The organism is Aureimonas psammosilenae, assembly GCF_009176975.1.
Lineage (GTDB): Bacteria > Pseudomonadota > Alphaproteobacteria > Rhizobiales > Rhizobiaceae > Plantimonas > Plantimonas psammosilenae.
The window spans coordinates 88,386-111,823 of record NZ_WEZG01000005.1 but is presented as its reverse complement, the minus strand read 5'-3'; the positions used below and the strand labels follow the sequence as shown (position 1 = coordinate 111,823).

The 23,438-nt window shown below is 66.6% G+C and carries 21 protein-coding genes; 15 read left to right on the top strand and 6 right to left on the bottom strand.

All coding sequences use genetic code 11. The features are described 5' to 3' along the window. The first annotated feature begins 61 nt into the window (after positions 1-61). From F9929_RS11090 to trxA, 15 genes are all read left to right on the top strand, one after another. On the top strand, positions 62-541 hold the full coding sequence (locus F9929_RS11090; protein ID WP_152046642.1) for a pyridoxamine 5'-phosphate oxidase family protein: 480 nt from the start codon (positions 62-64) through the stop codon (positions 539-541). A gap of 310 nt (positions 542-851) precedes the next feature. Beyond that, positions 852-1,553 (top strand): response regulator transcription factor, encoded by a 702-nt coding sequence (locus F9929_RS11085; protein ID WP_152046641.1) that lies wholly within the window; start codon positions 852-854, stop codon positions 1,551-1,553. A gap of 23 nt (positions 1,554-1,576) precedes the next feature. Then, entirely contained in the window at positions 1,577-3,385 is a 1,809-nt protein-coding gene (locus tag F9929_RS11080) for a stimulus-sensing domain-containing protein (protein ID WP_152046640.1), read from the top strand. Beyond that, positions 3,382-3,852, top strand: coding sequence for an HPr kinase/phosphorylase (locus F9929_RS11075; protein ID WP_152046639.1), 471 nt, complete (start codon positions 3,382-3,384; stop codon positions 3,850-3,852). Before F9929_RS11080 ends, F9929_RS11075 begins: the two co-directional genes overlap by 4 nt. 297 nt (positions 3,853-4,149) lie before the next feature. Further along, positions 4,150-4,551, top strand: coding sequence for a PTS sugar transporter subunit IIA (locus F9929_RS11070; protein WP_152046638.1), 402 nt, complete (start codon positions 4,150-4,152; stop codon positions 4,549-4,551). Positions 4,552-4,584: 33 nt separating this feature from the next. Then, complete coding sequence (locus F9929_RS11065; RefSeq protein ID WP_152046637.1) at positions 4,585-4,887, top strand: HPr family phosphocarrier protein; 303 nt, start codon at positions 4,585-4,587, stop codon at positions 4,885-4,887. 106 nt (positions 4,888-4,993) lie between these two features. After that, positions 4,994-6,421 carry an adenosylhomocysteinase gene (gene ahcY / locus F9929_RS11060; RefSeq protein ID WP_152046636.1) on the top strand — a complete coding sequence of 476 codons (1,428 nt, stop codon included), beginning with the start codon at positions 4,994-4,996 and terminating at the stop codon, positions 6,419-6,421. Positions 6,422-6,628: 207 nt separating this feature from the next. Continuing rightward, the gene (locus F9929_RS11055) at positions 6,629-9,154 is read left to right on the top strand and encodes a sensor histidine kinase (protein WP_235919205.1); all 2,526 of its coding nucleotides are present in this window, start codon (positions 6,629-6,631) and stop codon (positions 9,152-9,154) included. After that, positions 9,151-10,713, top strand: a complete 1,563-nt coding sequence (gene tsaE, locus F9929_RS11050; RefSeq protein WP_152046635.1) for a tRNA (adenosine(37)-N6)-threonylcarbamoyltransferase complex ATPase subunit type 1 TsaE — start codon at positions 9,151-9,153, stop codon at positions 10,711-10,713. Before F9929_RS11055 ends, tsaE begins: the two co-directional genes overlap by 4 nt. Continuing rightward, complete coding sequence (locus tag F9929_RS11045; protein ID WP_152046634.1) at positions 10,710-11,444, top strand: nucleotidyltransferase family protein; 735 nt, start codon at positions 10,710-10,712, stop codon at positions 11,442-11,444. The genes tsaE and F9929_RS11045 overlap by 4 nt, the downstream gene beginning before the upstream one ends. A gap of 76 nt (positions 11,445-11,520) precedes the next feature. Beyond that, the gene (locus tag F9929_RS11040) at positions 11,521-11,709 is read left to right on the top strand and encodes a hypothetical protein (protein WP_152046633.1); all 189 of its coding nucleotides are present in this window, start codon (positions 11,521-11,523) and stop codon (positions 11,707-11,709) included. Continuing rightward, entirely contained in the window at positions 11,702-11,995 is a 294-nt protein-coding gene (locus tag F9929_RS11035) for a type II toxin-antitoxin system RelE/ParE family toxin (RefSeq protein WP_152046632.1), read from the top strand. The genes F9929_RS11040 and F9929_RS11035 overlap by 8 nt, the downstream gene beginning before the upstream one ends. Before the next feature lie 60 nt (positions 11,996-12,055). Next, entirely contained in the window at positions 12,056-15,202 is a 3,147-nt protein-coding gene (gene addB / locus F9929_RS11030; protein ID WP_152046631.1) for a double-strand break repair protein AddB, read from the top strand. Beyond that, positions 15,199-18,804, top strand: a complete 3,606-nt coding sequence (gene addA, locus F9929_RS11025; protein ID WP_152046630.1) for a double-strand break repair helicase AddA — start codon at positions 15,199-15,201, stop codon at positions 18,802-18,804. The genes addB and addA overlap by 4 nt, the downstream gene beginning before the upstream one ends. 54 nt (positions 18,805-18,858) lie before the next feature. Beyond that, positions 18,859-19,179 carry a thioredoxin gene (gene trxA / locus F9929_RS11020; protein WP_152046629.1) on the top strand — a complete coding sequence of 107 codons (321 nt, stop codon included), beginning with the start codon at positions 18,859-18,861 and terminating at the stop codon, positions 19,177-19,179. Between the two features lie 59 nt (positions 19,180-19,238). On the opposite strand, the gene F9929_RS11015 is transcribed toward trxA, so the two are convergent. Genes F9929_RS11015 through F9929_RS23990 form a run of 6 tightly spaced genes read right to left on the bottom strand, consistent with a single transcriptional unit; the run spans position 19,239 to position 23,424 of the window. Beyond that, positions 19,239-20,576 carry a bifunctional folylpolyglutamate synthase/dihydrofolate synthase gene (locus F9929_RS11015; RefSeq protein WP_193227724.1) on the bottom strand — a complete coding sequence of 446 codons (1,338 nt, stop codon included), beginning with the start codon at positions 20,574-20,576 and terminating at the stop codon, positions 19,239-19,241. 5 nt (positions 20,577-20,581) lie between these two features. Next, positions 20,582-21,505 carry an acetyl-CoA carboxylase, carboxyltransferase subunit beta gene (accD, locus tag F9929_RS11010; RefSeq protein ID WP_152046627.1) on the bottom strand — a complete coding sequence of 308 codons (924 nt, stop codon included), beginning with the start codon at positions 21,503-21,505 and terminating at the stop codon, positions 20,582-20,584. 52 nt (positions 21,506-21,557) lie between these two features. Further along, positions 21,558-22,391 carry a tryptophan synthase subunit alpha gene (gene trpA / locus F9929_RS11005; RefSeq protein WP_152046626.1) on the bottom strand — a complete coding sequence of 278 codons (834 nt, stop codon included), beginning with the start codon at positions 22,389-22,391 and terminating at the stop codon, positions 21,558-21,560. Position 22,392: 1 nt separating this feature from the next. Continuing rightward, positions 22,393-22,863: a hypothetical protein gene (locus tag F9929_RS11000; RefSeq protein ID WP_152046625.1), complete on the bottom strand. Its 471-nt coding sequence runs from the start codon at positions 22,861-22,863 to the stop codon at positions 22,393-22,395. Beyond that, complete coding sequence (locus F9929_RS10995) at positions 22,856-23,149, bottom strand: type II toxin-antitoxin system RelE/ParE family toxin (protein ID WP_193227708.1); 294 nt, start codon at positions 23,147-23,149, stop codon at positions 22,856-22,858. The genes F9929_RS11000 and F9929_RS10995 overlap by 8 nt, the downstream gene beginning before the upstream one ends. Beyond that, complete coding sequence (locus tag F9929_RS23990) at positions 23,146-23,424, bottom strand: CopG family transcriptional regulator (RefSeq protein ID WP_193227707.1); 279 nt, start codon at positions 23,422-23,424, stop codon at positions 23,146-23,148. Before F9929_RS23990 ends, F9929_RS10995 begins: the two co-directional genes overlap by 4 nt. Between the last annotated feature and the right edge of the window lie 14 nt (positions 23,425-23,438).

The following is a 23,438-nucleotide window of genomic DNA, read 5'->3' as shown; positions in this document are numbered from 1 at the left end:
TGCTGGGGTTGAAGGGCCGGGCCGGTGGCCGGCCGGATGGATAGGACAAGGATTGAGCGCGATGAGCGAGAACGCGACCGACAAGTTCTGGGACATGGTGGACGAATTCGACACCTGCATGGTCGTCACCCGCACCGGCGGCGCGTTGCGCGCCCGACCGATGGCCCCTTACGTGTCTGAAGAGCGTCGCGAGATCCTGTTTCTCACCGATCGCGACACGCACAAGGTCGACGAGGTCGAGGCCGACAACCATGTCGCGCTGACCTTCTCCAAGCACGGCAAATACGTCTCCGTGACCGGCCGGGCCCGCGTGTCGGGCGACCGCGCGCTTGTCGACAAGCTGTGGGGGCCGGAAGCCGAAGCCTGGATGCCGCAAGGCAAGGACGATCCGTCCGTGGTGGTGCTGGCGGTGGACCCGGACGAGGCGGAACTCTGGGACGTGAAGGCCAACAAGGTGACGCAGGCCTATGAATTCGCCAAAGCCTATCTCGGAAACAAGGATCGGCCGGACACGACGGAATATCGCAAGGTCAAGCTGTAAGAAGAGGCATACACGGCCGGTTCAACTTGCCGAGAGCGGGTTTTCGAGGCGCGACTTCATCTCGCGAATCCTTGGGCCCATGAGTTTCTTCTTGCGCCGAGTTACCCTTTGCGGGAAAAGACATGGGCTGGCGGCGACAACGGACGGACTTGCCTTCGTGGTCGCCGCCGCCACAATTCGTCCCGGTGCGGTCGTTAGACCTCGTCGCATTCGAAGCGCGCGGACGCTCCGCCCTCCTTCAGGGGCGGGTCGCCCGACCCGGCGGAACCCTTGTTTTCCGTGACGCCGGCCTGACGGGAGAACACATAAGATGCCGACCATCGCCCTTGTCGACGACGACCGGAACATCCTCACCTCGGTGTCGATCGCATTGGAGAACGAGGGCTACCGGGTCGAAACCTACACGGATGGCGCTTCGGCCCTTGAAGGGCTGCAAAGCCGCCCGCCCCATCTTGCCATCTTCGACATCAAGATGCCCCGCATGGACGGCATGGAGCTTCTGCGCCGCCTGCGCCAGAAGTCCGACCTGCCGGTGATCTTCCTCACCTCGAAAGACGAGGAGATCGACGAGCTCTTCGGCCTCAAGATGGGCGCCGACGATTACATCCGCAAACCCTTCTCGCAGCGCCTTCTGGTGGAGCGCGTGCGGGCCGTCCTGCGGCGCGGGGCGGCGGCCAAGGACGGGGTCAAGCTCGTCCCCTCGCCCGAATCTTCCCTGGAACGCGGCCAGCTCGTGATGGATCAGGAGCGTCATACCTGCACCTGGAAGGGGCAGGCGGTGACGCTGACGGTGACCGAGTTCCTGATCCTCCATTCGCTTGCCCAGCGCCCCGGCGTCGTGAAGAGCCGCGATGCGCTGATGGATGCGGCTTATGACGAGCAGGTCTATGTCGACGATCGCACCATCGACAGCCACATCAAGCGGCTGCGCAAGAAGTTCAAGGCGATCGACGACGACTTCGACATGATCGAGACGCTCTACGGCGTCGGCTATCGCTTCCGCGAAATCTAGAACGGCAGAAGCGGCGAAGAGCAATGGTCGCCGGCATCGACAACGAAATCTCGCGCGACCGCGCCGCCATGCGTCAACGACGCCGGCGGGCGGCGACGCGTGCCCGGCTGCGCCGTTTGCCGGTGGTGGGACGCATCGTCCTCGGACTTCAGCGACTACTCGACCATTCGATCTTCTCGTCACTGACGCGGCGCATAGTTTTCTTGAATCTCGTCGCGCTGATCGTTCTCGTTTCGGGCATCCTTTATCTCAACCAGTTCAGGGCGGGCCTGATCGATTCCCGCGTCGAGAGTCTCCTGACGCAAGGCCAGATCATCGCGAGCGCCATCGCGTCTTCCGCGACGGTGGAAACCAATTCCATCACGCTCGATCCCGAACGACTTCTGGAGCTTCAGGCGGGCTCGACCCTCCAGCCCAACAACGACAGCGCCGACAGTCTCGACTTCCCGATCAACCCGGAGCGCGTCGCGCCGCTCCTGCGCCGGCTGATCTCGCCGACGCGCACGAGAGCCCGCATCTACGACCGCGACGCCAACCTCATCCTCGATTCGCGCCATCTTTATTCGCGCGGCCAAATCCTGCGCTACGACCTGCCGCCGGTGGTGGACGAGGACGAGGGGATCGCCGATCGGGCGCTGGAATGGCTGCGCCGCGTGTTCCAGCCGGGCAACCTGCCGCTTTATTCCGAAACGCCGGGCGGCTCGGGCGCGAACTACCCGGAAGTCACCAACGCCCTGACGGGCAGCCCGGTGGCCATCACGCGTGTCACCGACAAGGGCGAGCTGATCGTTTCCGTCGCCGTGCCGATCCAGCGCTTCCGCGCCATCCTCGGCGTCCTGCTTCTGTCCACGCAAGGCTCCGACATCGACAAGATCGTCCAGGCCGAGCGCATGGCAATCGTGCGCGTCTTCGCGGTCGCCGCCCTCGTCACCATCGTTCTGTCGACGCTTCTGGCCTCCACCATCGCGACGCCCCTTCGCCGCTTGTCGGCGGCTGCCATCCGCGTGAAGCGCGGGGTCAAGGCGCGCGAGGAGATCCCCGATTTCGGCGAGCGCTCCGACGAGGTCGGCAATCTCGCCTCCGCCCTGCGCGACATGACGAACGCCCTCTACAAGCGCATGGACGCCATCGAGAGCTTCGCCGCCGATGTCAGCCACGAGTTGAAGAACCCGCTGACTTCGCTGCGCTCGGCCGTGGAAACCCTGCCGCTCGCCCGCAACGAGAGTTCCAAGGCGCGGCTTCTGGAAGTCATCCAGCACGACGTCCGCCGGCTCGACCGGCTGATCACCGACATCGCCAACGCCTCGCGCCTCGATGCCGAACTCGCCCGCGAGGATTCGCAGCGCATCGACCTTTCCGGCCTTCTCGGCTCGGTGGTCGACGGCGCCCGCAGCCACACCAAGGACGGTTGGGACACGGCCATCGACTTCGATCCGGCCCCCCTCCCCCCCGGCGGCACCTACACGATTTCCGGCCACGATCTGCGGCTGACCCAGGTCTTCACCAACCTCGTCGACAATGCCCGCTCCTTCGTGCCGATGCAGGGCGGGCGCATCCGCGTCGCCTTGAAGCGCTCCGGCCTCCAGATGGAGGTGACGGTGGAGGACAACGGCCCCGGCATCCAGGCCGAGGCGATCGAGCGGATCTTCGAGCGCTTCTATACCGACCGCCCGGCAGCCGAGGCCTTCGGTCAGAATTCCGGCCTCGGTCTGTCGATCTCCCGGCAGATCGTGGAAGCCCATGCGGGCACGATCGCGGCCGAGAACATCGAGCCGGGCGACCCGTCCGGCCTTTCCGGGGCGCGCTTCGTGGTGCGGCTCCCAGCCGAATGAACGTTCCCCCCCCCAACCACCACGGCACCGTGGTTCTTCTCGGAGAAACGGGGGTGCTGATCCGCGGAAAAGCGCGCTCCGGCAAGTCGGCCCTGGCGCTTTCCCTTCTGCGGCGGGCCGAGATCCTCGGCCTCCGCGCTCGGCTCGTTTCCGACGATCAGGTGCTGCTTCTAGTCGAAGACGGCCGCCTCCTCGCTCGCCCGCCTGCGTCCATCGCGGGGCGGATGGAGATTTCGGGTGTCGGAATCTTTTCCGAGCACTTCGTGGAGGAAGCCGAGATCCATCTTCTCCTGAACCTTGAGCCGGCGTCCGAGGTCGAACGGTTGCCCGAAACGACCGCCGAAGCGCTTCTCGGCGTCGTCTTGCCGCGAATCACGCTTCCCGAGCGGCAGGCGGCGCTCGCCACGGACATCCTCCACAGCCTTGCCCTGCGACCCGATCGGCCATCAGCGTTAACGAAGAGTTGACAAATGCGTGGGAGTTGCCTGCGTAACGCGCTTCCGCCGGCGGCAAACGTTGCGAAGATGACGCGTTTCTGCGCATGATCGACGGCTACCGGGACGGATGGCGCAACGTCGCGGTCTCGCGAAGAGGTCGAGGCGTCGCCATTTGAGGAACGGACGGACATCGGGCAATCGGTGGCCGGCCGAAACAACCCAACCGGAAGGCCGCATGGCTTACGTAGATCGGCGATCTCGCCGGCAAGAACGCGACGCATCCAGCAGCATGATATCTTCCCGCCCGCAACGCGCGGACCGCCACGCATGATCGGTGTCGTTCTTGTCACCCACGGCCGGCTCGCGGACGAGTTCCGCCACGCCGTGGAGCACGTCGTCGGCCCCCAGGAGGCTTTCGAGACGATCTCGATCGGCCCCGAGGACGACATGGAACAAAGGCGCAGCGACATCATCGCCGCCGTGAACCGCGCCGACCGGGGCAAGGGCATCGTGATCGTCACCGATATGTTCGGCGGCACGCCCTCCAACCTCGCCATCTCCGTGATGGAAAGCGGGCGCGTCGACGTTCTGGCGGGCATGAACCTGCCGATGCTGATCAAGCTGGCCAGCATCCGCCAGGATCGCGACATCGACGACGTTCTGCGCTGCGCCCAGGAAGCGGGCCGCAAATACATCAACGTCGCGAGCCGGATCCTCAGCGGCCAGTGACCGGCATCGCATCCGAAGAAAGACGATAAGCATTTGTCGCAAGGGCATGAGGACAACGCAGCCGCGCCGGCCACGCGCACGCTGCCCATCGTCAACCGGCGCGGCCTCCATGCCCGCGCTTCGGCGAAGTTCGTGCAGGTGGCCGAGCGGTTCGACGCCGAGATCACCGTGTCGCGCGACGGCATGAGCGTCGGCGGCATGTCGATCATGGGCCTGATGATGCTGGCGGCCGGCATCGGCACCACGATCGAGGTTTCCGCCAAGGGGCGCGAGGCGCTGGAAGCGCTGGACGCCATCGAACGCCTGGTGGCGGACCGGTTCGGCGAGGATGCCTGAGCGCCTTCGCGCGCCATAGAAACATATAAGGAAGTCTTTATGTCCCTTGCCCGGCACTTGAGGGACTGATAGTCCTCGCGGCGATTTTGTCCGAGGATGCCAAGCTATGTCTGCCCTTCCGAACGAAGTCGGCCCGAGCGCCGGCCAGGACCATGTGGTCAAGGACCTTGCGCTCGCCGATTGGGGCCGCAAGGAGATCACCATCGCCGAAACCGAGATGCCGGGCCTCATGGCCTGCCGCGAGGAGTTCGGCGCCGACAAGCCGCTGACCGGCGCGCGCATCACCGGCTCGCTGCACATGACCATCCAGACTGCAGTGCTCATTGAGACGCTTCAGGCGCTCGGCGCGGATGTGCGCTGGGCGTCCTGCAACATCTTTTCCACGCAGGACCACGCCGCCGCCGCCATCGCTGCGACCGGCACGCCGGTCTTCGCGATCAAGGGCGAGAGCCTCGAGGACTACTGGACCTATACGGACCGCATCTTCCAGTGGCCGGACGGCCAGCCTTCCAACATGATCCTCGACGATGGCGGCGACGCCACGATGTACATCCTTCTCGGCGCGCGCGCGGAAGCCGGCGAGGACGTGCTGTCGAGCCCGGAAAGCGAGGAGGAGGAAATCCTCATTCGCCAGATCAGGAAGCGCATGGCCGCGACGCCCGGCTTCTTCACCCGCCAGCGCGACGCAATCCGCGGCGTGACGGAAGAAACCACCACCGGCGTCAACCGTCTCTACCAGCTTCAGAAGAAGGGCCTCCTCCCCTTCCCGGCGATCAACGTCAACGACTCGGTCACCAAGTCGAAGTTCGACAACAAGTACGGCTGCAAGGAATCGCTCGTCGACGGCATCCGCCGCGCGACCGACGTGATGATGGCCGGCAAGGTCGCTGTGGTCTGCGGCTACGGCGATGTCGGCAAGGGCTCGGCCGCTTCGCTCGTCGGGGCCGGGGCACGCGTGAAAGTGACGGAGGTCGATCCGATCTGCGCCCTTCAGGCGGCGATGGACGGCTTCGAGGTCGTGACGCTGGAGGACGCCGCTCCCACCGCCGACATCGTGATCACCACGACCGGCAACAAGGACGTCGTCACGCTCGACCACATGCGGTCGCTGAAGGACATGGCGATCGTCGGCAATATCGGCCATTTCGACAACGAGATTCAGGTGGCGGCTTTGCGCAACCTGAAATGGGTCAACATCAAACCCCAAGTGGACATGGTGGAGTTCCCGGACGGCAAGCGCATGCTGCTTCTGTCGGAAGGCCGGCTCCTCAATCTCGGCAACGCGACCGGCCATCCGAGCTTCGTGATGTCGGCGTCCTTCACCAACCAGACGCTGGCGCAGATCGAGCTCTTCACCAAGGGCGAGAAATACGACAACCAGGTCTATGTCCTGCCCAAGCATCTGGACGAGAAGGTCGCCCGTCTTCACCTCGGCAAGCTCGGCGCAAGGCTGACGGAACTTTCCGACGCCCAAGCCTCGTATATCGGCGTGACCCCGCAGGGCCCATATAAATCAGAGCATTATCGCTACTGACCCCGTCAAAAACCGCTTCGTTTCGAGGGCCGTCGCATCGCTTCGATGCGGCGGCTTTTTTCGTTTCGGAAGAGGTGTCGCATTCCTGCGATAGGCCTATCTCCCAACATGGTTAATGATGGCCGAATCGCGGCACCCGTACGGGGACGGGTGCCGGGGTGGCAGTTTCGTGCTGCCGGTTCGGGATGCGGCGAAGGGGACAACGGAATGCCTTCGGGTCTATCGATGCCGATGCGCGGACGGCATTCGGCTGCCCGCCCGTCGTCGGCCGCCTGCGGCTTGGCGACGGCGAGCGTGCTCGTTCTCGTGGCCGCGCCGTGCCGGGCGCAGGAGACCGTCAACGCCCTGGACATGGGCATGACGCCGCACGAGACGCTGATGCTGGCGCTTCTGGCCATGGCGGTGGCCTTCGGCATGCTCACCCTCGTCTGGCTTCTGCGCCAGCAGACGCTGACGGAAGCCGAAAATGTCCGGCTGAAGAGCCTTCTGGAAGAAAAGCGCACCGACTCCGAGCGGCGCGGCGAATTGCTGGCCGACGACGACCAGCGGGTGATCGTCTTCACCGCCGGCCAGGCGCCGGAAGTCTTCGGCTGCCTGCCGACGGGCGCCGGCACCCCCGCCGATCCGAAGCGATTCCTGTCCTTCGAGGCGTGGCTGCAAGGGGATTCGGCGCGCCGACTCGACGCCGCCATCGGCCGCTTGAAGGACCGCGCCGAGACTTTCCGCATGATCCTCGGCGTTCCGGGCGGCACGCCGGTGGAAGCCAGCGGCCGGGCGGTCGGAACGCATGCCGTGGTGCGCTTCTCCGCCCTCGGGGGCCTTCGCGAGGAACTGGCGCTCCTGCGCGACGACTACGAGATGGCGGACGCGACCATCACCACCCTCCAGGCGCTTTGCGACGATCTCGACGTGGCGGTCTGGCTGCGCAACCGCGAAGGACGCCTCGCCTGGGTCAACCGCGCCTATGCGGCGGCCGTGGAAGCCAGCGACCCGCAGGATGCCGTGCGCCGGCAGGTGGAGTTCCTCGGCGAGCGCGACCGCGCGACCATCGCCGCCACGGTCGCCGCCAAGGGCCATGTGCGCGAGCGCCTGTCGGCCGTGGTGGATGCCGACCGGCGCAACTTCTCCGTGGTGGAAGCCGCCGGCCCGCTCGGCACCGGGGGCGCGGCCATCGACGTGTCGGAAGCCGAGGCCGTGCGCATGGAACTGCGCCAAACCGCCGCCAACCATTCGCAGACGCTGGACCAGCTCACCACCGCGATCGCCAAGTTCGACGACAAGACGCTCCTCGTTTATCACAACGCCGCCTTCCAGAAGCTTTTCGGCCTCACCAGCGTTTATCTCGACGGCCATCCCGATCAGGTCTCGATGATGGACCACCTGCGCTCGCGCGGCGTCCTGCCGGAAGACCGCCCGCTTCGCGAGTTGAAGAACGAGATCCTTGCCGCTTATCGCGCCACGCAGCCCACCGAAACGCTTTGGCATCTGGCCGACGGGCGCACGCTTCGCGTTTTCGCCAGCCCCGCCCCGCAAGGCGGCGCGACCTGGATCTTCGAGGACCTGACGGAAAAGCTGGAACTCGAAAGCCGTCTCAACGCCCTTGTGCGCCTCCAGGGCGAAACGCTCGATTATCTCAACGAGGCGGTCTCCGTGTTCGGGCCGGACGGCCGGCTTCGCTTGTCGAACCCCTCCTTCGCCGAACTCTGGGGCATGACGCCCGAATTCGTGCAGGCCAAGCCCCATATCAAAGCCATCGGCAAGGCCGTGGACGTCGCGATCCTCGCGCCCGCCAATGGTGAGCCCGGCATCGACTGGACCGGCTTCGTGCGGGCCGTCACGGCCTTCGACGAGGGCGAGCGCCGCAATCAGAGCGGCGAGTTCCAGCTTTCCGACGGGCGCATCCAGTCCTACGGCATCGTGCCTCTGCCGAACGGGCAGACGATGCTGACCTTCACCGACATGACCGACGCGCGAAGGGCCGAGCGCATGCTGCGCGAGCGCAACGACGCGCTGGAAATGGCCGACCGCGTGAAGACCGATTTCGTCAAGCACGTGAACTACGAGCTTCGCTCGCCGCTCACCAACATCATCGGATTCTCGGCGCTCCTGCGGGCTGCCGAGACCGGCCCCTTGAACGACCGTCAGGCCGAGTATCTCGATTACATCTCGGTTTCCACCGCCGCCCTGATGACCATCGTCAACGACATCCTGGACCTCGCCTCCATCGATGCCGGCACGATGGATCTCGAAATCTCCGAGGTCGAGATCGACAAGGCCGCCGAAAAGGCGGTGGAAGGGATCGGCGACCGCCTACGCGAGAACGATCTTTCCGTCGCCCTCGACGTGGCGCGCGCCGGGCGTTCCTTCCGCGCCGACGAGCACCGCGTCGTGCAGGTCCTGTTCAACCTCCTGTCCAATGCCGCGAACTTCGCGCCGACCGGCTCCGTCATCGATCTCGTGGCCGAACGGCAGGGCAACGACGTCCTGTTCAAGGTGCGCGACCGCGGCCCCGGCATCGCGCCCGACCAGATCGCCCGCATCTTCGGCCGCTTCGAGGCCGATCCCGTGGGCGGCCGCCATTCCGGCGCGGGCCTCGGCTTGTCCATCGTCAAGAGCTTCGTGGAACTTCATCACGGCGCGGTGGATGTGCAGTCGAGCCGCGAAGGCGGAACCACCGTCATCTGCCGTTTCCCGAACGGGATGCGCGACGAGTTGTCGGACGCCGCCGAATGAGCGCGTCGCCGGCCGAGAAGTTTGCCGGGGAGGCCGCCACGTCCGTTCGCCACATCCATCTCGCCGACGAGGCGGCGACCCGCCGCTTCGGCGAGGATCTCGCGATGATCGTGCGGGCGGGCGACGCCGTCGCGCTTCGCGGCGGGCTCGGGGCCGGCAAGTCGACGCTGGCCCGCGCTCTGATCCGCGCCCTGGCGGGCGATCCGGACCTCGAAGTCCCCTCGCCGACCTATACGCTCGTGCAGAGCTACGACACCGCCCCGCCCGTATCCCATCTCGACCTTTACCGCCTCGGCGACGAGTCGGAAGCGGACGAACTCGGGATCGAGGAAATGCTGGAAACGGGCCTCGTGATCGTGGAGTGGCCGGAGCGCGCGCCCACGCTTCTCGGTCGCGCCACGCTCGACATCGCCATTGAGCTGGACGGCGCGGGTCGCCGGGCGACTTTGTCCGGTACCGCCGAAGCCGTCGAGCGCGCTGCCCGCAGCCTTCAACTGCGCGATTTTCTGGAAGGCATCGCCCCCTCGCCTTCGGATCGCCGCCGCTTGTTCGGCGATGCCTCCTCCCGCCGCTACGAGACCGCTTCGATGGGCGGGCAGCCGGTGATCGTGATGGATTCGCCCAAGCGCCCGAACGGCCCGCCCATCCGAAACAGCCTTCCCTATAGCCGCATCGCGCATCTTGCCGAGGACGTCCTGCCCTTCGTGGCCGTGGACAAGCTCCTGCGCGATCACGGCTTCGCTGCTCCCGCCATTCTCGGGCGCGACCTCGACGCGGGCTTCCTCGTGATCGAGCATCTCGGCACCGAGACCATGCTGTCGGACGATGGTCTGCCCGTCTTCGAGCGTTATGAGGCGACGGCGCTCGCCCTTGCCCATCTCCACGCCCAGGCGATCGATCCCGTCGTGGCGCTCGCGCCCGGCCGCTCGCACACCGTGCCGCCCTTCGACCACACGGCCATGGGCATCGAGGTGGAGATGCTGCTCGACTGGTATCTGCCCGACGTCTTCGGCCGCCCGGCATCGATCGGCGAACGGCAGGTTTTTCTGGCGGTATGGGGCGACCTCTTCGCGCGTCTCGACGAGGCGGAGCGCTCGCTTCTTCTGCGCGACGTTCATTCGCCGAACGTCATCTGGCGAGGCGACCGAGAGGGCCTCGACCGCGTCGGCCTGATCGACTTCCAGGACGCGATGATCGGTCCCTCCGCCTATGATCTGGCCTCGCTCGCGCAGGACGCGCGGGTGGACATCGCGCCGGATTTCGAGAACCGGCTTCTGTCCTCCTATCTCGCCGCGCGCCATGCCGCCGATGCTACCTTCGACGAAGCGGCTTTCCGCCAGGCCTATGCGATGATGGCGGCGCAGCGCGCCACCAAGATCCTCGGCATCTTCGTGCGTCTCGAAAAGCGCGACGGCAAGCCGTTCTATCGCCGTCACATACCGCGTGTATCGGCCTATCTCCGCCGCAGCCTCGAACATCCCGCGCTGGCGGCGCTTCGCGACCTTTATTCGAGCTGGGGCATCCTCGGCTTGGAAACGACGGACCCATCCGCCCGATGAACACCCGCCCGACCGCCAGCCCTTCCACCGCGATGGTTCTCGCCGCCGGCCTCGGCAAAAGGATGCGGCCGATCACCTCGACCATCCCCAAGCCCCTCGTGGAGATCAAGGGCAAGGCGCTGATCGACTACGGCCTCGACGCGCTGGAGCGCGCGGGCGTCCGCCGCGCCGTGGTGAACGTCCATTACCTCGCCGACCTGATGCAGGCGCACTTACGCCGGCGCGAAGGCCTCGAGATCGCCATCTCGGACGAGCGCGACACGCTTCTGGAATCGGGCGGCGGCATCGTGCGGGCCCTGCCGCTCATCGGCCCCGACCCGTTCTACGTCCTCAACGCCGACACCTTCTGGATCGACGGCTACCGCGACAACCTCCAGCTCATGGCCGAACTCTGGGAGCCGGAGCGGATGGACATCCTGCTTCTCATCGCCGACATGCGGCAGGCCACCGGCTACGAGGGTCGCGGCGACTTCGTGATGGATGCCGAAGGCCGTCTCGCCCGCGTGCCCGAACGCGACATGTCGCCCTTCATCTATGCCGGCGCGGCGATCCTGAAGCCCGAACTCTTCGCCGGCATGGCGGAAGAGAAATTCTCGCTGAACCGCCTGTTCGATGCCGCCATCGAGAAAGGCACCTTGTTCGGCGTCCGCCTCGACGGCCTTTGGATCACCGTCGGCACGCCCGAAGCGATCCCCGAAGCCGAAGCCGTGTTCCAGACAAGCGCGGCCTGACGGGCCAACCAAACGTCCAAGCTTCCGCGTGTCCCAAGCGTTGCCGTCGCCACGCTTTGCGTGGCATGATCGCCCCATGACGCAGACGCCCCGCCCTTCGGCACCGGACGAAGCCCCATTATCTGTTGCCAGCGAGGCGCCCGCCGACATTCGCGCATGGCAGGAGCAGCGGGTGGAAGAGCGGCTGAAGGCGGCCGACGAAGGGCGCTTCGCTTCCGCCGAAGAGGTCCGCGCCGTAATCGGCAAATACATCCGCAATGGATGATGTCATCTGGCTGGACGACGCGCTTCGCGATCTCGACCAGATCGCCGCTCATATCGCGGTCGACAGGCCGAAAGCGGCCGAGAAGATCGTGCTTCGCATCATAGAAGCGGCCGGGTCCGTGGCCTATCATCCCAAGCTCGGCCCCCAAAGCCCGGATGGCCGCACGCGCCGCCTGCGTGTTCGCGGGACGCCCTATCTGATCGTCTACCGTTTGCGGGAGCGCATCGAGATTGTGGCGATCTTCCACGCAGCGCGGCGCTGGCCGGAAACGTTTCCCGGTTCTTGACCGCTCGATCGAGTTCAGCGTCCCTTCCGGCATCCGACAGTTAAGTTTTCGGACCATCCCATGCCCGCCAATATTCATTCCATCGCGCCCGGCCTGCCTTTCCTTCGCACGCTTGCGCAAGGCATTCTCGACGGGCGTATTCTGCCCGGCCGCCGGTTCCGCGACGATCCTTTGGCGCTCGCCAACCTCACCGTCTACCTGCCGACGCGCCGCGCCGTGCGGGCGCTCGGCCAGGAATTCGCGCTGGCGCTCGGCGGCGAAACGGCGATCCTGCCGGCGATCAGAACGCTGGGCGAAGGCGACGAAACGGCGCTTTTGCCCGAACCCGCCGGCTTGGCGACCCTCACCCCGGTGATAGGCGCGACGGAAAGGCAGATCCTGATCGCCCGCTTCGTGCGCCAATGGAAGACGCGCATTACCGGTGTGGCGGGCGGGCTTTTCGAGGGCGAGGATATCGTTCTGCCGGTGTCCTCGGCCGACGCCCTATGGCTGTCGCGCGACCTCGCGCGGCTTTTCGATGAGGTGGAAACGGAGGGCACGACCCTGACCGCGCTGGCGGGTCTCGCGCCCGAACGCCTCGCCGGCTGGTGGCAGTTGACGCTGACCTTCCTCCAGATCCTCACCGAGCATTGGCCGGCGATCCTGGCCGAGCGCGGCGTGATGGACGAGGCGCGGGCCAAGAACGAGCGGATTCTGGCCGAAGCGGAGCGCCTCGTTAGAGAAGAAGGTAAGGGCCCGGTGGTGGTCGCCGGCTCCACCGCCATCTCGCCCGCGACCCTGACCTTGATGCGCGGCGTCGCCAACCGCTCGGACGGCGCGCTCGTTCTGCCCGGCCTCGACCGGTTTCTGGACGACGCGTCCTTCGACGCCATCCGCGCCGGGGGCGAGATGCGGTTGTCGGGCAGTGCGCCCGGCCATCCGCAATATGTGATGAAGCGCATGCTCACCGGCCTTCTCGTTTCACGCGAGGCGGTCGACCATCTGGCACCGCCGGACGAGGCGCCCTTGTCGGCGCGCGAGGCCTTCGTGTCGGATGCCATGCGCCCGGCCGCGACCACCGACCGCTGGGGCGAGCCCGGCCATCGCCACCCGCCAAAGGCCTTCGAGGGGCTGGCCCTGATCGAAGCCGAGAACGAGCGCGAGGAGGCGCTCGCCATTGCGGTCGCCATGCGCGACGCCTTGTCCGATCCCAAAGCCACCGTCGCGCTGACGACGCCGAACCGCAGCCTTGCGCGCCGCGTCTGCTCCGAACTGGAGCGCTTCGGCGTCAAGGCCAACGATTCGGCCGGTCGCCCGCTCGGCGCGACGCCGCCCGGCACGCTGATGTCGCTGGCGCTCGACTGCGCGCTTCGCCCCGGCGATCCGGTGGCGCTGGTGGCGCTTTTGAAGCACCCGCTGGTGCGCCTCGGCCATTCTGCCGTGGAAGCGCGCCGTGCGGCGCGCGCCATCGAGATCCTGGCGCTGCGCGGCAATGTCGGCACCGCCGACGCCGCCCGCATCTGCTCCATCCTCGACGAGGCGATCAAGGTCTTCGACCGGCAGGCGCATGATGCGGCGACGGGTCCGGCGCCCCGCATCGCCAGGGCCGTGCGCCTCGTTCTGGAAGACGACCGCAAGCTTGCCTGCGACGTCGCCAGGAAGCTCGAAGCGGCCCTGATGCCGTTGATCGAGCTGCGCGGCGGAAGGGAAGCCGAGGTGCAGGCTTTCGCGGTGGCCCTCACCCGCTCGCTGGAAGCTCTCGCCTGCGACGAAGAAGGTGCCCCGACGCCGTTCTACGCGACCGAAACGGGCGCGGCGGCGGCCGAATTCCTGCGGAAGCTCGTGTCCTGCCCTGAAACCGGCTTCGCTTTTCCGCCCACCGAATTGCCGGACGTGCTGGAAGCCCTGGTTGCCGCCGAAGGCGTTCGCCCGCGCGGCGGTTTGTCGGGCCGCGCCTTTATCTGGGGCGCGCTGGAATCGCGCCTTCAGCATGTCGACGTGATCATCCTCGGCGGTCTCAACGAGGGCGTCTGGCCGCAGCGCTCCACTTCCGACGCCTTTCTGTCGCGGCTGATGCGGGCCGAGGTGATGCTGGAGCCGCCCGAGCGCCTGATCGGCTTGGCCGCCCACGACATCCAGATGGCGCTCGGCATGGAGCGCGTGTTGATGACGCGCTCCACCCGCTCCGAGGGCGCGCCGACCATCGCATCGCGCTGGCTCCAGCGCCTCCTGACGCTGGCGGGAGAGGCCGGCGCAAAACAGATGCGCGAGGAAGGTCGCACCTTTCTCCACCACGCCTGCCTTCTCGACGAAGCGAAAAGCGGCCTGCCGCGCGCCGAGCGCCCCGCCCCGGTGCCGCCGAAAGCCCGCCGTCTCGACCGCTATTCGGTGACGGAAGTGGAGCGCCTGATCCGCGACCCCTATGCCGTCCATGCCCGCCGCGTGTTGAAGCTCGAACCCTTTCCGGAACTCATGCGCAGCCATGGCGCGGCTGATCGCGGCAATCTCTTCCACGCGATCCTCGCGGACTACGCCAAGAGCGGCGCGGACCCCGCCGCGCCCGATGCCGAAACGCGCCTCCTTGCCGTCGCTGCCGAGCATTTCGAGAAGGAAGCCCTGCCGAAGGAGATCGAGGCCGTCTGGTGGCCGCGCATGGAAACGCTCGCCACGAACTATATCGTTTGGGAGCGCGGCCGGACCGAGCGGGTGGTCCACCGCCTGGTGGAAACGCGCGGCGAAACGCGCTTCGAGGATATCGGCGTGACCCTCACCGGCTATGCCGACCGCATCGACGTGATGGCGGACGGGCGGGTGGAGATCATCGATTTCAAGACCGGCGTGAACCCTTCCGTGCGTCAGGCGCGCGTGCTGCTCGCCCCGCAGCTTCCCTTGGAAGGCGCGATGGCCAAGCGCGGCGCCTTCGCCGACACGAAAGGCCCGGTCGGCGAGGTGTCGGAGCTTTCCTATGTGCGCCTTCGCGAGCGCGAACTGATCGAAGAAGGCCTGTCGCACGAGAACCGCAAGACCGGCGAAACGATCACCGGCGACGACCTGTCGGAAGAAGCGCTCCACCGCTTCCGCGACCTTGCCGCCTTCTACGCGGATGCCGAAACGCCCTTCCTGTCGCGGGCGCGGCCCTTTCTGCAAAGCGACCTTTCCGGCGACTACGACCATCTGGCGCGGGTGCGCGAATGGGCCGTCGGCGACGACGAGGAGGAGATGGAATGAGCGCGCTCCTCGTTTCCGAAGCCACACACCAGGCGCAGCTCGGCGCGTCCGATCCGGCAAGCTCGGTGATCGTCGCGGCCAATGCGGGCTCCGGCAAGACGCATGTTCTTACCGAGCGCGTCGTGCGCCTTCTCCTGTCGGGGGCCGATCCCGCCAAGATCCTTTGCCTGACCTATACGAAGGCCGCCGCGGCCGAGATGTCGACGCGCGTCTTCGCCCGTTTGTCACGCTGGACGACGGCCGGCGACGCCGAACTCGACGAGGAACTGGCGCGGCTTTTCGGACGTGCCGTCGCGGACGACGACCGCAGGCAAGCGCGGCGGCTTTTCGCGCGGGCCTTGGAAACGCCGGGCGGTTTGAAGATCCAGACTATCCACGCCTTTTGCGAGGCGATCCTTCACCAGTTCCCGCTGGAAGCCAATGTCGCGGGCCATTTCGAGGTTCTGGACGACAAGCAGAGCGCCATGCTTCTCGGCGAAGCGCGGCGTCGGCTCGTCACCGGCGACGGCCACCCCTTGGGCGAGAAAGCACGGCTCGCCGAAAGCTTCGCCGAGGTTCTGTCCTTCGGCGGCGAATGGGGTCTCGACGCCCTTCTGTCCGAGATCGTGGCCAAGCGCGATCCGATCCGTCGCTACGTCGAGGATACGGGCGGGCTCGACCCGGCCATCGAGAAGCTGGCGAAGAGCCTCGGCCTTTCGGGTGAGGAGTCGGAGGAAGAGATCGTCGCCGGTGGCCTTCAGAAGATCGAGGGTTTCGACGCGCCCTTCCGCCGGAACCTCGCCGCCCTCGCCGCGACGAGCACCAAGGCGACCGACAAGACGCTCGAGCGCAATCTCGAAGCCGTGGAGAATGCCCCGCACGCCAGATCGCGGCTGGAGGCCCTGCGCGCCATCGCCTTCACCCAGAAGGGCGAGCCGCGAAAGCCGGGCAGCGTCGCGACGAAGAGCGTTACGGACTTCCACGAGGATTTCACGGAGCGCCTTGCCGCGCTCGCCGGCCAGATCGGCGACGTGGACGAGCGCCTTTCCTCGCTGCGCCTGTTCCGGGCGAGCCGCGCGGCTTTGTCCGTCGCCGACCGGCTGGAAGAGGACTACGCGATCCTGAAGCGGCGGCGCGGCCGGCTCGACTTCGAGGACCTCGTGGTGCGCACCGCCGACCTCCTGTCGCGCTCGGAAGCGGCGGGCTGGGTGCATTACAAGCTCGACCAGGGCATCGACCACGTGCTGATCGACGAGGCGCAGGACACGAGCCCGCGCCAATGGCAGGTGATGAACGCTCTTGTGGACGAGTTCTTCGTCGGCGCGTCGGCGCGGGGCGTCACCCGCACCGTTTTTGCCGTCGGCGACGAGAAGCAGTCGATCTACTCCTTCCAGGGTGCCTCCCCTCTGCGCTTCGCGGAGGAGCGTCGGCGTCTGCGCGAGCGGGCGGAAAGCTCCGGCATGCCCTTCAGCGAACGCCGGCTCCACCAGTCCTTCCGCTCGGCCGCCGAGATCCTCGACGCGGTGGACCTCGTCTTCACCGATCCCGAGAACCGTCGCGGCCTGTCGGCGGAAGGCTCGGCCCCGGCGCATGAAACGGCGCGCTCGGGCGATCCCGGCATCGTGGAAGTTTGGCCGGCCTTCGAGGCCGCGAGCCTCACCGAGCCGGACGATTGGCGCGAGCCGGTCGACGCGGAGCCCGAATCCTCGCCCGCCAACCGGCTCGCCCGGCGCATCGCGCGCCAGATCAAGGCTTGGCTCGGCACGCCGATCCGGGGCAAGAACGGCTGGCGGCCGATGACGCCGGGCGATGTCCTGGTGCTGGTGCGCAAGCGCTCCGGCTTCGTCGCCGCCATGGCCAAGGCGCTGCGCGCCAGGGAGATCGGCGTGCCGGTGGCGGGAGCCGACCGTCTCGTCCTCACCGACCATATCGCTGTGCAGGACCTGATGGCGCTCGGCCACGCCATCGCCAATGTCGAGGACGAGTTGTCGCTCGCCGCCTGCCTGAAAAGCCCGCTCTTCGGCTTCACCGAGGACGAACTGATGGCGCTGGCCTTGTCGCGCGACGGCAAGGACGAGCATATCGGCCTTTACTTCGCCCTGCGGAACCTGTCGCGCCCGAACGGTGGCCGGCTCGTACCGACCTTCCTTCCCGAGAAAGCGCGCGCGCCCTTCCTGGAAAAGGCGCGGGCAACCTTCGCGCGGCTCGAAGACCTCAGAAGCCGCGCGGGCTTTTCCGGCGTGTTTTCCTTCTATGCGCGCGTGCTCGGCCCGGAAGGCGGCCGCGCGCTTCTCACCGGGCGGCTCGGCAGCGATGCGGGCGAGGTGATCGACGCCTTTCTCGATCTGGCCTTGGCGGCCGAAGAAGACGGACGCGCCGGGCTCGACGCCTTTCTCGCCGAGCTTTGCGCCGCACCGCCCGAAGTGAAGCGCGAGATGGAGCATGGGCGCAGCGAGGTGCGGATCATGACCGTCCACGCGTCCAAGGGTCTGGAAGCGCCGGTGGTGTTCCTGGTCGATCCAGGCTCGGCGCCCTTTTCCCATTCGCACGGGGCGAAGCTGATCCGCTGGGAGACCATGCCCGGCCTTTACCCGGACCAAGCGCCCGGCTTCCTGTGGCGCGCCGACAAGAGCCTGGAGAACGGCACGGTCCGGGCTTTGCGCGAGGATGAGAAGCGCCTCGCCGAAGACGAATATCGCCGCCTCCTTTACGTCGGCATGACGCGGGCCGCCGATCGTCTCGTGGTCTGCGGCACGGCGGGCACGCGCGGCGGCCACGAGGAAAGCTGGCTGAAGCGCGTCACCGCCGCGCTGAAGCCGGTGGCGGAGGAAATTCTGGATGAAAACGATGCGGTGATCGGCTGGCGTCGGGGAACGCTGCCGGAGGTCCACGCAGCGGCGGATGCCGGAACCGAGCCGCCTCCCCCACCGCCCCGCGCGCTGGATCTCAGCCCCTTGCCGGATGAGCCGCTCGCGCCGCGACCGCTTTCGCCTTCCACCGCCGGCGGCGTTCATCGCCTGGAAACGGCGGAGGACGAGGAAGAAGCCGCGACCGCATCGCTTTCGCCGGTGCTGGGCCTTGGCCCGCAGCGGCCTTCGCTCGCCATCCGGCGCGGCACCGCCATGCATCGCCTTCTCCAGGTGCTGCCGGAGGTGCCGCCCGGCGAGCGGGAAAGCACCGGTGGCGCCCATCTTCGCCGCGTCGCGCCCGATATCGAGGATGGCGAGCGGGATGCGATGCTGGGGCAAGCGCTCGCGATCCTCGCCGATCCCGGCTTTGCGGAGGCCTTCGCGCCCGGCAGCCGGGCGGAAGTGTCGGTGGCGGGGACGATCGCTCTCGGACCACGGCAATATGCCGTATCCGGCACCGTGGATCGCCTCGCGGTCTCACCGACCGAGGTGCTGATCCTCGACTACAAGACGACGCGCCCCCCGGCGGAAACGCTGGATGATGTGCCGGCACCGTACATTCTTCAGCTCGCGCTTTATCGCCGCCTGCTGCAGCCGCTCTACCCGAAACTTGCCCTGCGCGCGGCGCTTCTCTTCACCGAAGGGCCGAACCTCATCGAGGTGCCGGGATCGGCGATGGACGCGGCCCTCATCAAGCGGAGCGCCGTCGCTTGATTTGGAGGGTCCTCGCTTCTACCTCTAGCTTCGAAACTGATTCAGGAGCCTTCCATGGCCACCACCAAGATCGATTCCAGCAATTTCCAGGCCGAAGTCCTGCAGTCCGACAAGCCGGTCGTGGTCGATTTCTGGGCGGAATGGTGCGGTCCCTGCAAGATGATCGCGCCGAGCCTCGAGGAAATTTCCAACGAGATGGCGGATGTGCGGATCGCCAAGGTCAATATCGACGAGAACCCGGATCTCGCCGCCCAGTTCGGCGTGCGCTCGATCCCGACCTTGATGCTGTTCAAGAATGGCGAGCATGCCGACACGATGGTCGGCGCGGCGGCGAAATCGAAGCTCCTCGACTGGATCAAGCACGCGGGCGCCTGAGAGTTCTTCTCTCACCGCTTCATGGGAAAAGCCCGGCCTTCGCGCCGGGCTTCTTCGTTTCAGGCCGGCGCGAGGCCGCTGAGACGCAGAACGTCGCCCGCCAGATAAAGCGAGCCACACACGAGAAGGCGCGGCGGCGCTTCTTCCGCCCATCCATCCGAAATGGCGCGGATCGCCGACAGGACGTCGGTGGCGGGCTCGGCCGGCAGGCCGGCGGCATTGGCGGAGGCCGCCAGGCTTTCGGGGGAAAGTCCCGCATCGGAACTCGCGATCGGCACCGCATAAACGCGGCGCGCGATGCCCTCGAAAGGTGCGAAGAAGCCGGCGGGGTCCTTGGTGTTCAGCATTCCGGCGATCAGAAACAGCGGGCGCGACACACGTTCCTCCATGTCCGCGATCACCTCGGCGATGGCCGCGCCCGCGCCGGGATTATGCCCGCCGTCGAGCCAGATTTCCGCGCCCGGCACGGCCGCCTCGACCAAGAGCCCCGTCTGGATGCGCTGGAGCCGCGCGGGCCACTCCACCGCAGCCAAGCCTTGCTCGATCGCCCGTTCGGACGGGCTGAAGCCGGCAAGCCGCAGGGCCGCGATGGCGGTGGCGGCATTGGCGAGCTGATGGCGTCCGGCAAGCCGGGGCAGCGGCAGATCGAGAAGCCCCTCAGCGTCCTGATACACGAGCCGGCGGTGCTCCTCGAAGGCGAGAAAGTCCTCGCCATAGAAGGCGACCGGCGCGAAGGCGCGCTGGGCGGCCGAGCGAAGGACTTCCAAAGCATCCGGCTCGCCCTGCTGGCCGATCACCACCGGCGTTCCGCGCTTGACGATGCCCGCCTTTTCCGCCGCGATCTGGCGCACCGTGTCGCCGAGATAGGACTGATGGTCGAGCGAGATCGTGGTGACGACGCTGGCCGCCGGCCGTTCCACGACGTTGGTGGCGTCAAGCCGGCCACCGAGCCCGACCTCGATCAGGGCGACATCGGCCGGGTGTTCGGCAAAAAGCACGAACATGGCGGCCGTCAGGATTTCGAAGATCGTGATCGGCTCGTCCGCATTCGCCTCGACCACCCGCGCGATCGTGGCGGCGAGAACGCCATCCGCCACCAACTGCCCGCGCTCGCCGGGCCGCCCGAGGCGAAACCGCTCCCGCCAGTCGACGAGATGGGGCGAGGTGTGGACATGGACGGACAGGCCGCCAGCTTCCAGGATGGCGCGCATGGTCGCGACCGTCGAACCCTTGCCGTTGGTGCCGGCGACATGGATCACCGGCGGCAGAGCGAGATGCGGGTCGCCGAGGCGCGCCAGAAGGCGCCGGATACGCTCCAGCGACAGGTCGTAGCCCTTCGGATGCTTCAACGACAGCGCGTCGATGGCGCGCTGCGTTTGGCTTGCCGCGTCCGGCACCCTGCTCACTCGGCCGCGTCGGCGAGGCTCGAGGCGTGCGCTTCGGCCGCCGAACGATCGACCGTGGAGATCGTCTCGGCCGGCTGCTTCATCATCACCTTGAGAAGGCGCGAGATGGTGGACTTCAGTTCGTGGCGATGGACCACCATGTCCACCATGCCGTGTTCCATCAGATATTCGGCGCGCTGGAAGCCTTCGGGCAGTTTCTCGCGGATCGTCTGCTCGATCACGCGCTGGCCGGCAAAGCCGATCAGGGCGCCGGGTTCGGCGATGTGCACGTCGCCGAGCATGGCATAGGAGGCCGTAACGCCGCCCGTGGTCGGGTTGGTGAGGACGACGATGTAGGGAAGCCCGGCTTCCTTCACCATTTCCACCGCGACCGTCGTGCGCGGCAACTGCATGAGGGACAGGATGCCCTCCTGCATGCGCGCGCCGCCGGAACAGGCAAAAAGCACCAGCGGCCGACGTCGCTCCACCGCGCTTTCGGCGGCGGTGACGATTGCCTCGCCGGCCGCCATGCCGAGCGAGCCGCCGATAAAGGCGAAATCCTGCACGCAGGCGACGATGCCGAGCCCGTCGATCGCGCCGCGCGCCACAAGAACGGAATCCTCGAGACCCGTCTTCGCCCGCGCGTCCTTCAAGCGGTCCACGTAGCGCCGTTCGTCGCGGAACTTCAGCGGATCGGCTGCGACCTTCTTCAACTCGACCGCGTGGTATTCGCCGTTATCGAAGAAGAACTTCAACCGCTCCTTGGCGCTGATGCGCATGTGGTGGTTGGAGGTCGGGATCACCCACTGGTTGGCTTCGAGATCTTTGTGGAAGACCATCTCCCCGGTTTCGGGGCACTTGATCCAAAGATTCTCGGGAACCTCCGACCGCGTCAGGAGGCTCGTGATCTTGGGGCGAACGTAGTTGGTGATCCAGTTCAAGGCGAAACAGGTCCAGTCGGTCGGTGCCGTTGCGGATCAGATGGACTTTTCTTCAGGCTTCGGCAAGATGCCCACCGCCGAGCCCCATGCTCAGCTCACGCACAAGCGACAGAACGGCCTCCGGCGATTGTTCGGTCGCACGCCCCTCTTCCAGCGAGGCTTCCAGCGCGCCGACGAGTGCGGAGCCGACCACGACCCCGTCCGCCGCGCTCCCGATGGCGAGCGCTTGTTCGGGTGTCCTGACGCCGAAGCCGACGCAGACCGGCAGGTCGGTATGGCCCTTGATGCGCGCGACCGCCGTTCCGACCTTGCCGGCATCCGGCGCGGCCGAGCCGGTGATGCCGGTGATCGAGACGTAGTAAACGAAGCCGGAGGAGTTCTTCAGGACGGCCGGCAGGCGGCGCTCGTCGGTGGTGGGGGTCGCCAAGCGCACGAAGGCGAGGCCTTCATTCATCGCCGGCAGGCAGAGTTCGTCGTCCATTTCCGGCGGCAGGTCCACGACGATGAGGCCGTCGACGCCGGAGGCCTTGGCTTCCGCCACGAAGCGCTCGACGCCGTAGACATAGATCGGGTTGAAATAACCCATCAGGATCACTGGCGTCTCGGTATCGATCTCGCGGAAGCGCCGGACCGTCCCGAGCGTTTTGGCCAGCGTTTCGCCGCCCTTCAGGGCGCGCAGGCCCGCCTTCTGGATCGCCGGCCCGTCGGCCATCGGATCGGAGAAGGGCATGCCGAGCTCGATCACGTCGGCTCCCGCTTTCGGCAGGCCGGCCAAGACGGCGAAGGCCGTTTCGGGATCGGGATCGCCGGCCATCACGAAGGTCACGAGCGCCGGGCGCTTCTCGGCCTTCAGCTTGGCGAAACGGGCTTCTATACGCGCAGTCATTTCAATAGCGTCCATCGGGCAATCGTTGCCGCAGGTAATCGTCATCGCTTCGGCCGTTCATGACCGTGCGCACATAGGCATCGCGCTCGAACGCGATCGGAACCAGTTCCCAGACGCAGGCCATCAAGGGCCGGTCGCGGGGCTCGAAGGCGATCGGTCCCTCCAAGGGCGAGGACCACAGCCGTTCGGCCAGAATGCCGCCCGGCATCCACCAGTGGAGAAGCAGCCACAGCGCTTCCTCGCCGCGATGGAGGATCACGAAGCCGACGCCGTTCGCCGCGCCGTCGCCGTCCACGATCTCGCGCGCCGCGTCCATCGCTCCGGCGTTCATCGGCTCGGGCGTGGCGGTGATCGTATAGAGTTTGAGCGTGGAGCTTCCGGAATGCCAGACATCCTCGCAACGCATCGAGCGCGCAGCATAGATATCATGGTCGAGGCGACCGCGAGTCGCGGGCTCACGCTCATCACTCACTGATCCAGTTCCCGCCGCGCTCTGCTCGTCCGTCCATGATCCTCAGCACCTCGATACGGTCATCGACAACCTGATAGACGAGAAGAAAGGGTGTTTGCGACACCGGATATTCCCTTACCGGACGGCCCGAAACGACTCGTCCGATCCAAGGCATCTCGGACAGTCGATCGAGCGCATCGAGATAGCTCCGTCCAGCCGTTTTGCGGCCTTGTGGGAACACATCCCGATAATACCGCCGAAACCAACGAAGGTCGTCATTGGCCTTTTGAAGAAGGAGAACCCTCACTTCAAAAAGACATCCGGTTCCGGCGGCGGCAGTTCGTTGTCCGTGTCCCAGGAGTCGATCCAGCGCTCCACGGCTTCCCTGGAAACGAAGACGCCTTTGTCGGCTTCGGCCAAAGCCTCGTCGATAGCAGCGTATTTTCTCTCTTGGGCAGCGATGTAGGCCCCGAGGGCACGTTCCACGATCACCGAAGGAGAAACGCGCTCCCGCGACGCCTGCTTTTCCAGTTCGGCCTGGATGCTGTCGGAGATATCGATGGAACGAGCCGTCCTAGTCATCCAAGCACGCTCCC

What these genes read in the sequence shown, in the direction of transcription:
- addB (WP_152046631.1), top strand. Translation starts at nt 12,056, where the DNA reads ATGCCCGCCAATATTCATTCCATCGCGCCCGGCCTGCCTTTCCTTCGC.
- F9929_RS11035 (WP_152046632.1), top strand. Translation starts at nt 11,702, where the DNA reads ATGGATGATGTCATCTGGCTGGACGACGCGCTTCGCGATCTCGACCAG.
- ahcY (WP_152046636.1), top strand. Translation starts at nt 4,994, where the DNA reads ATGTCTGCCCTTCCGAACGAAGTCGGCCCGAGCGCCGGCCAGGACCAT.
- F9929_RS23990 (WP_193227707.1), bottom strand. Translation starts at nt 23,424, where the DNA reads ATGACTAGGACGGCTCGTTCCATCGATATCTCCGACAGCATCCAGGCC.
- tsaE (WP_152046635.1), top strand. Translation starts at nt 9,151, where the DNA reads ATGAGCGCGTCGCCGGCCGAGAAGTTTGCCGGGGAGGCCGCCACGTCC.
- F9929_RS11070 (WP_152046638.1), top strand. Translation starts at nt 4,150, where the DNA reads ATGATCGGTGTCGTTCTTGTCACCCACGGCCGGCTCGCGGACGAGTTC.
- trpA (WP_152046626.1), bottom strand. Translation starts at nt 22,391, where the DNA reads ATGACTGCGCGTATAGAAGCCCGTTTCGCCAAGCTGAAGGCCGAGAAG.
- F9929_RS11080 (WP_152046640.1), top strand. Translation starts at nt 1,577, where the DNA reads ATGGTCGCCGGCATCGACAACGAAATCTCGCGCGACCGCGCCGCCATG.
- F9929_RS11055 (WP_235919205.1), top strand. Translation starts at nt 6,629, where the DNA reads ATGCCTTCGGGTCTATCGATGCCGATGCGCGGACGGCATTCGGCTGCC.
- F9929_RS11045 (WP_152046634.1), top strand. Translation starts at nt 10,710, where the DNA reads ATGAACACCCGCCCGACCGCCAGCCCTTCCACCGCGATGGTTCTCGCC.
- F9929_RS11040 (WP_152046633.1), top strand. Translation starts at nt 11,521, where the DNA reads ATGACGCAGACGCCCCGCCCTTCGGCACCGGACGAAGCCCCATTATCT.
- F9929_RS11090 (WP_152046642.1), top strand. Translation starts at nt 62, where the DNA reads ATGAGCGAGAACGCGACCGACAAGTTCTGGGACATGGTGGACGAATTC.
- trxA (WP_152046629.1), top strand. Translation starts at nt 18,859, where the DNA reads ATGGCCACCACCAAGATCGATTCCAGCAATTTCCAGGCCGAAGTCCTG.
- F9929_RS11085 (WP_152046641.1), top strand. Translation starts at nt 852, where the DNA reads ATGCCGACCATCGCCCTTGTCGACGACGACCGGAACATCCTCACCTCG.
- addA (WP_152046630.1), top strand. Translation starts at nt 15,199, where the DNA reads ATGAGCGCGCTCCTCGTTTCCGAAGCCACACACCAGGCGCAGCTCGGC.
- F9929_RS11075 (WP_152046639.1), top strand. Translation starts at nt 3,382, where the DNA reads ATGAACGTTCCCCCCCCCAACCACCACGGCACCGTGGTTCTTCTCGGA.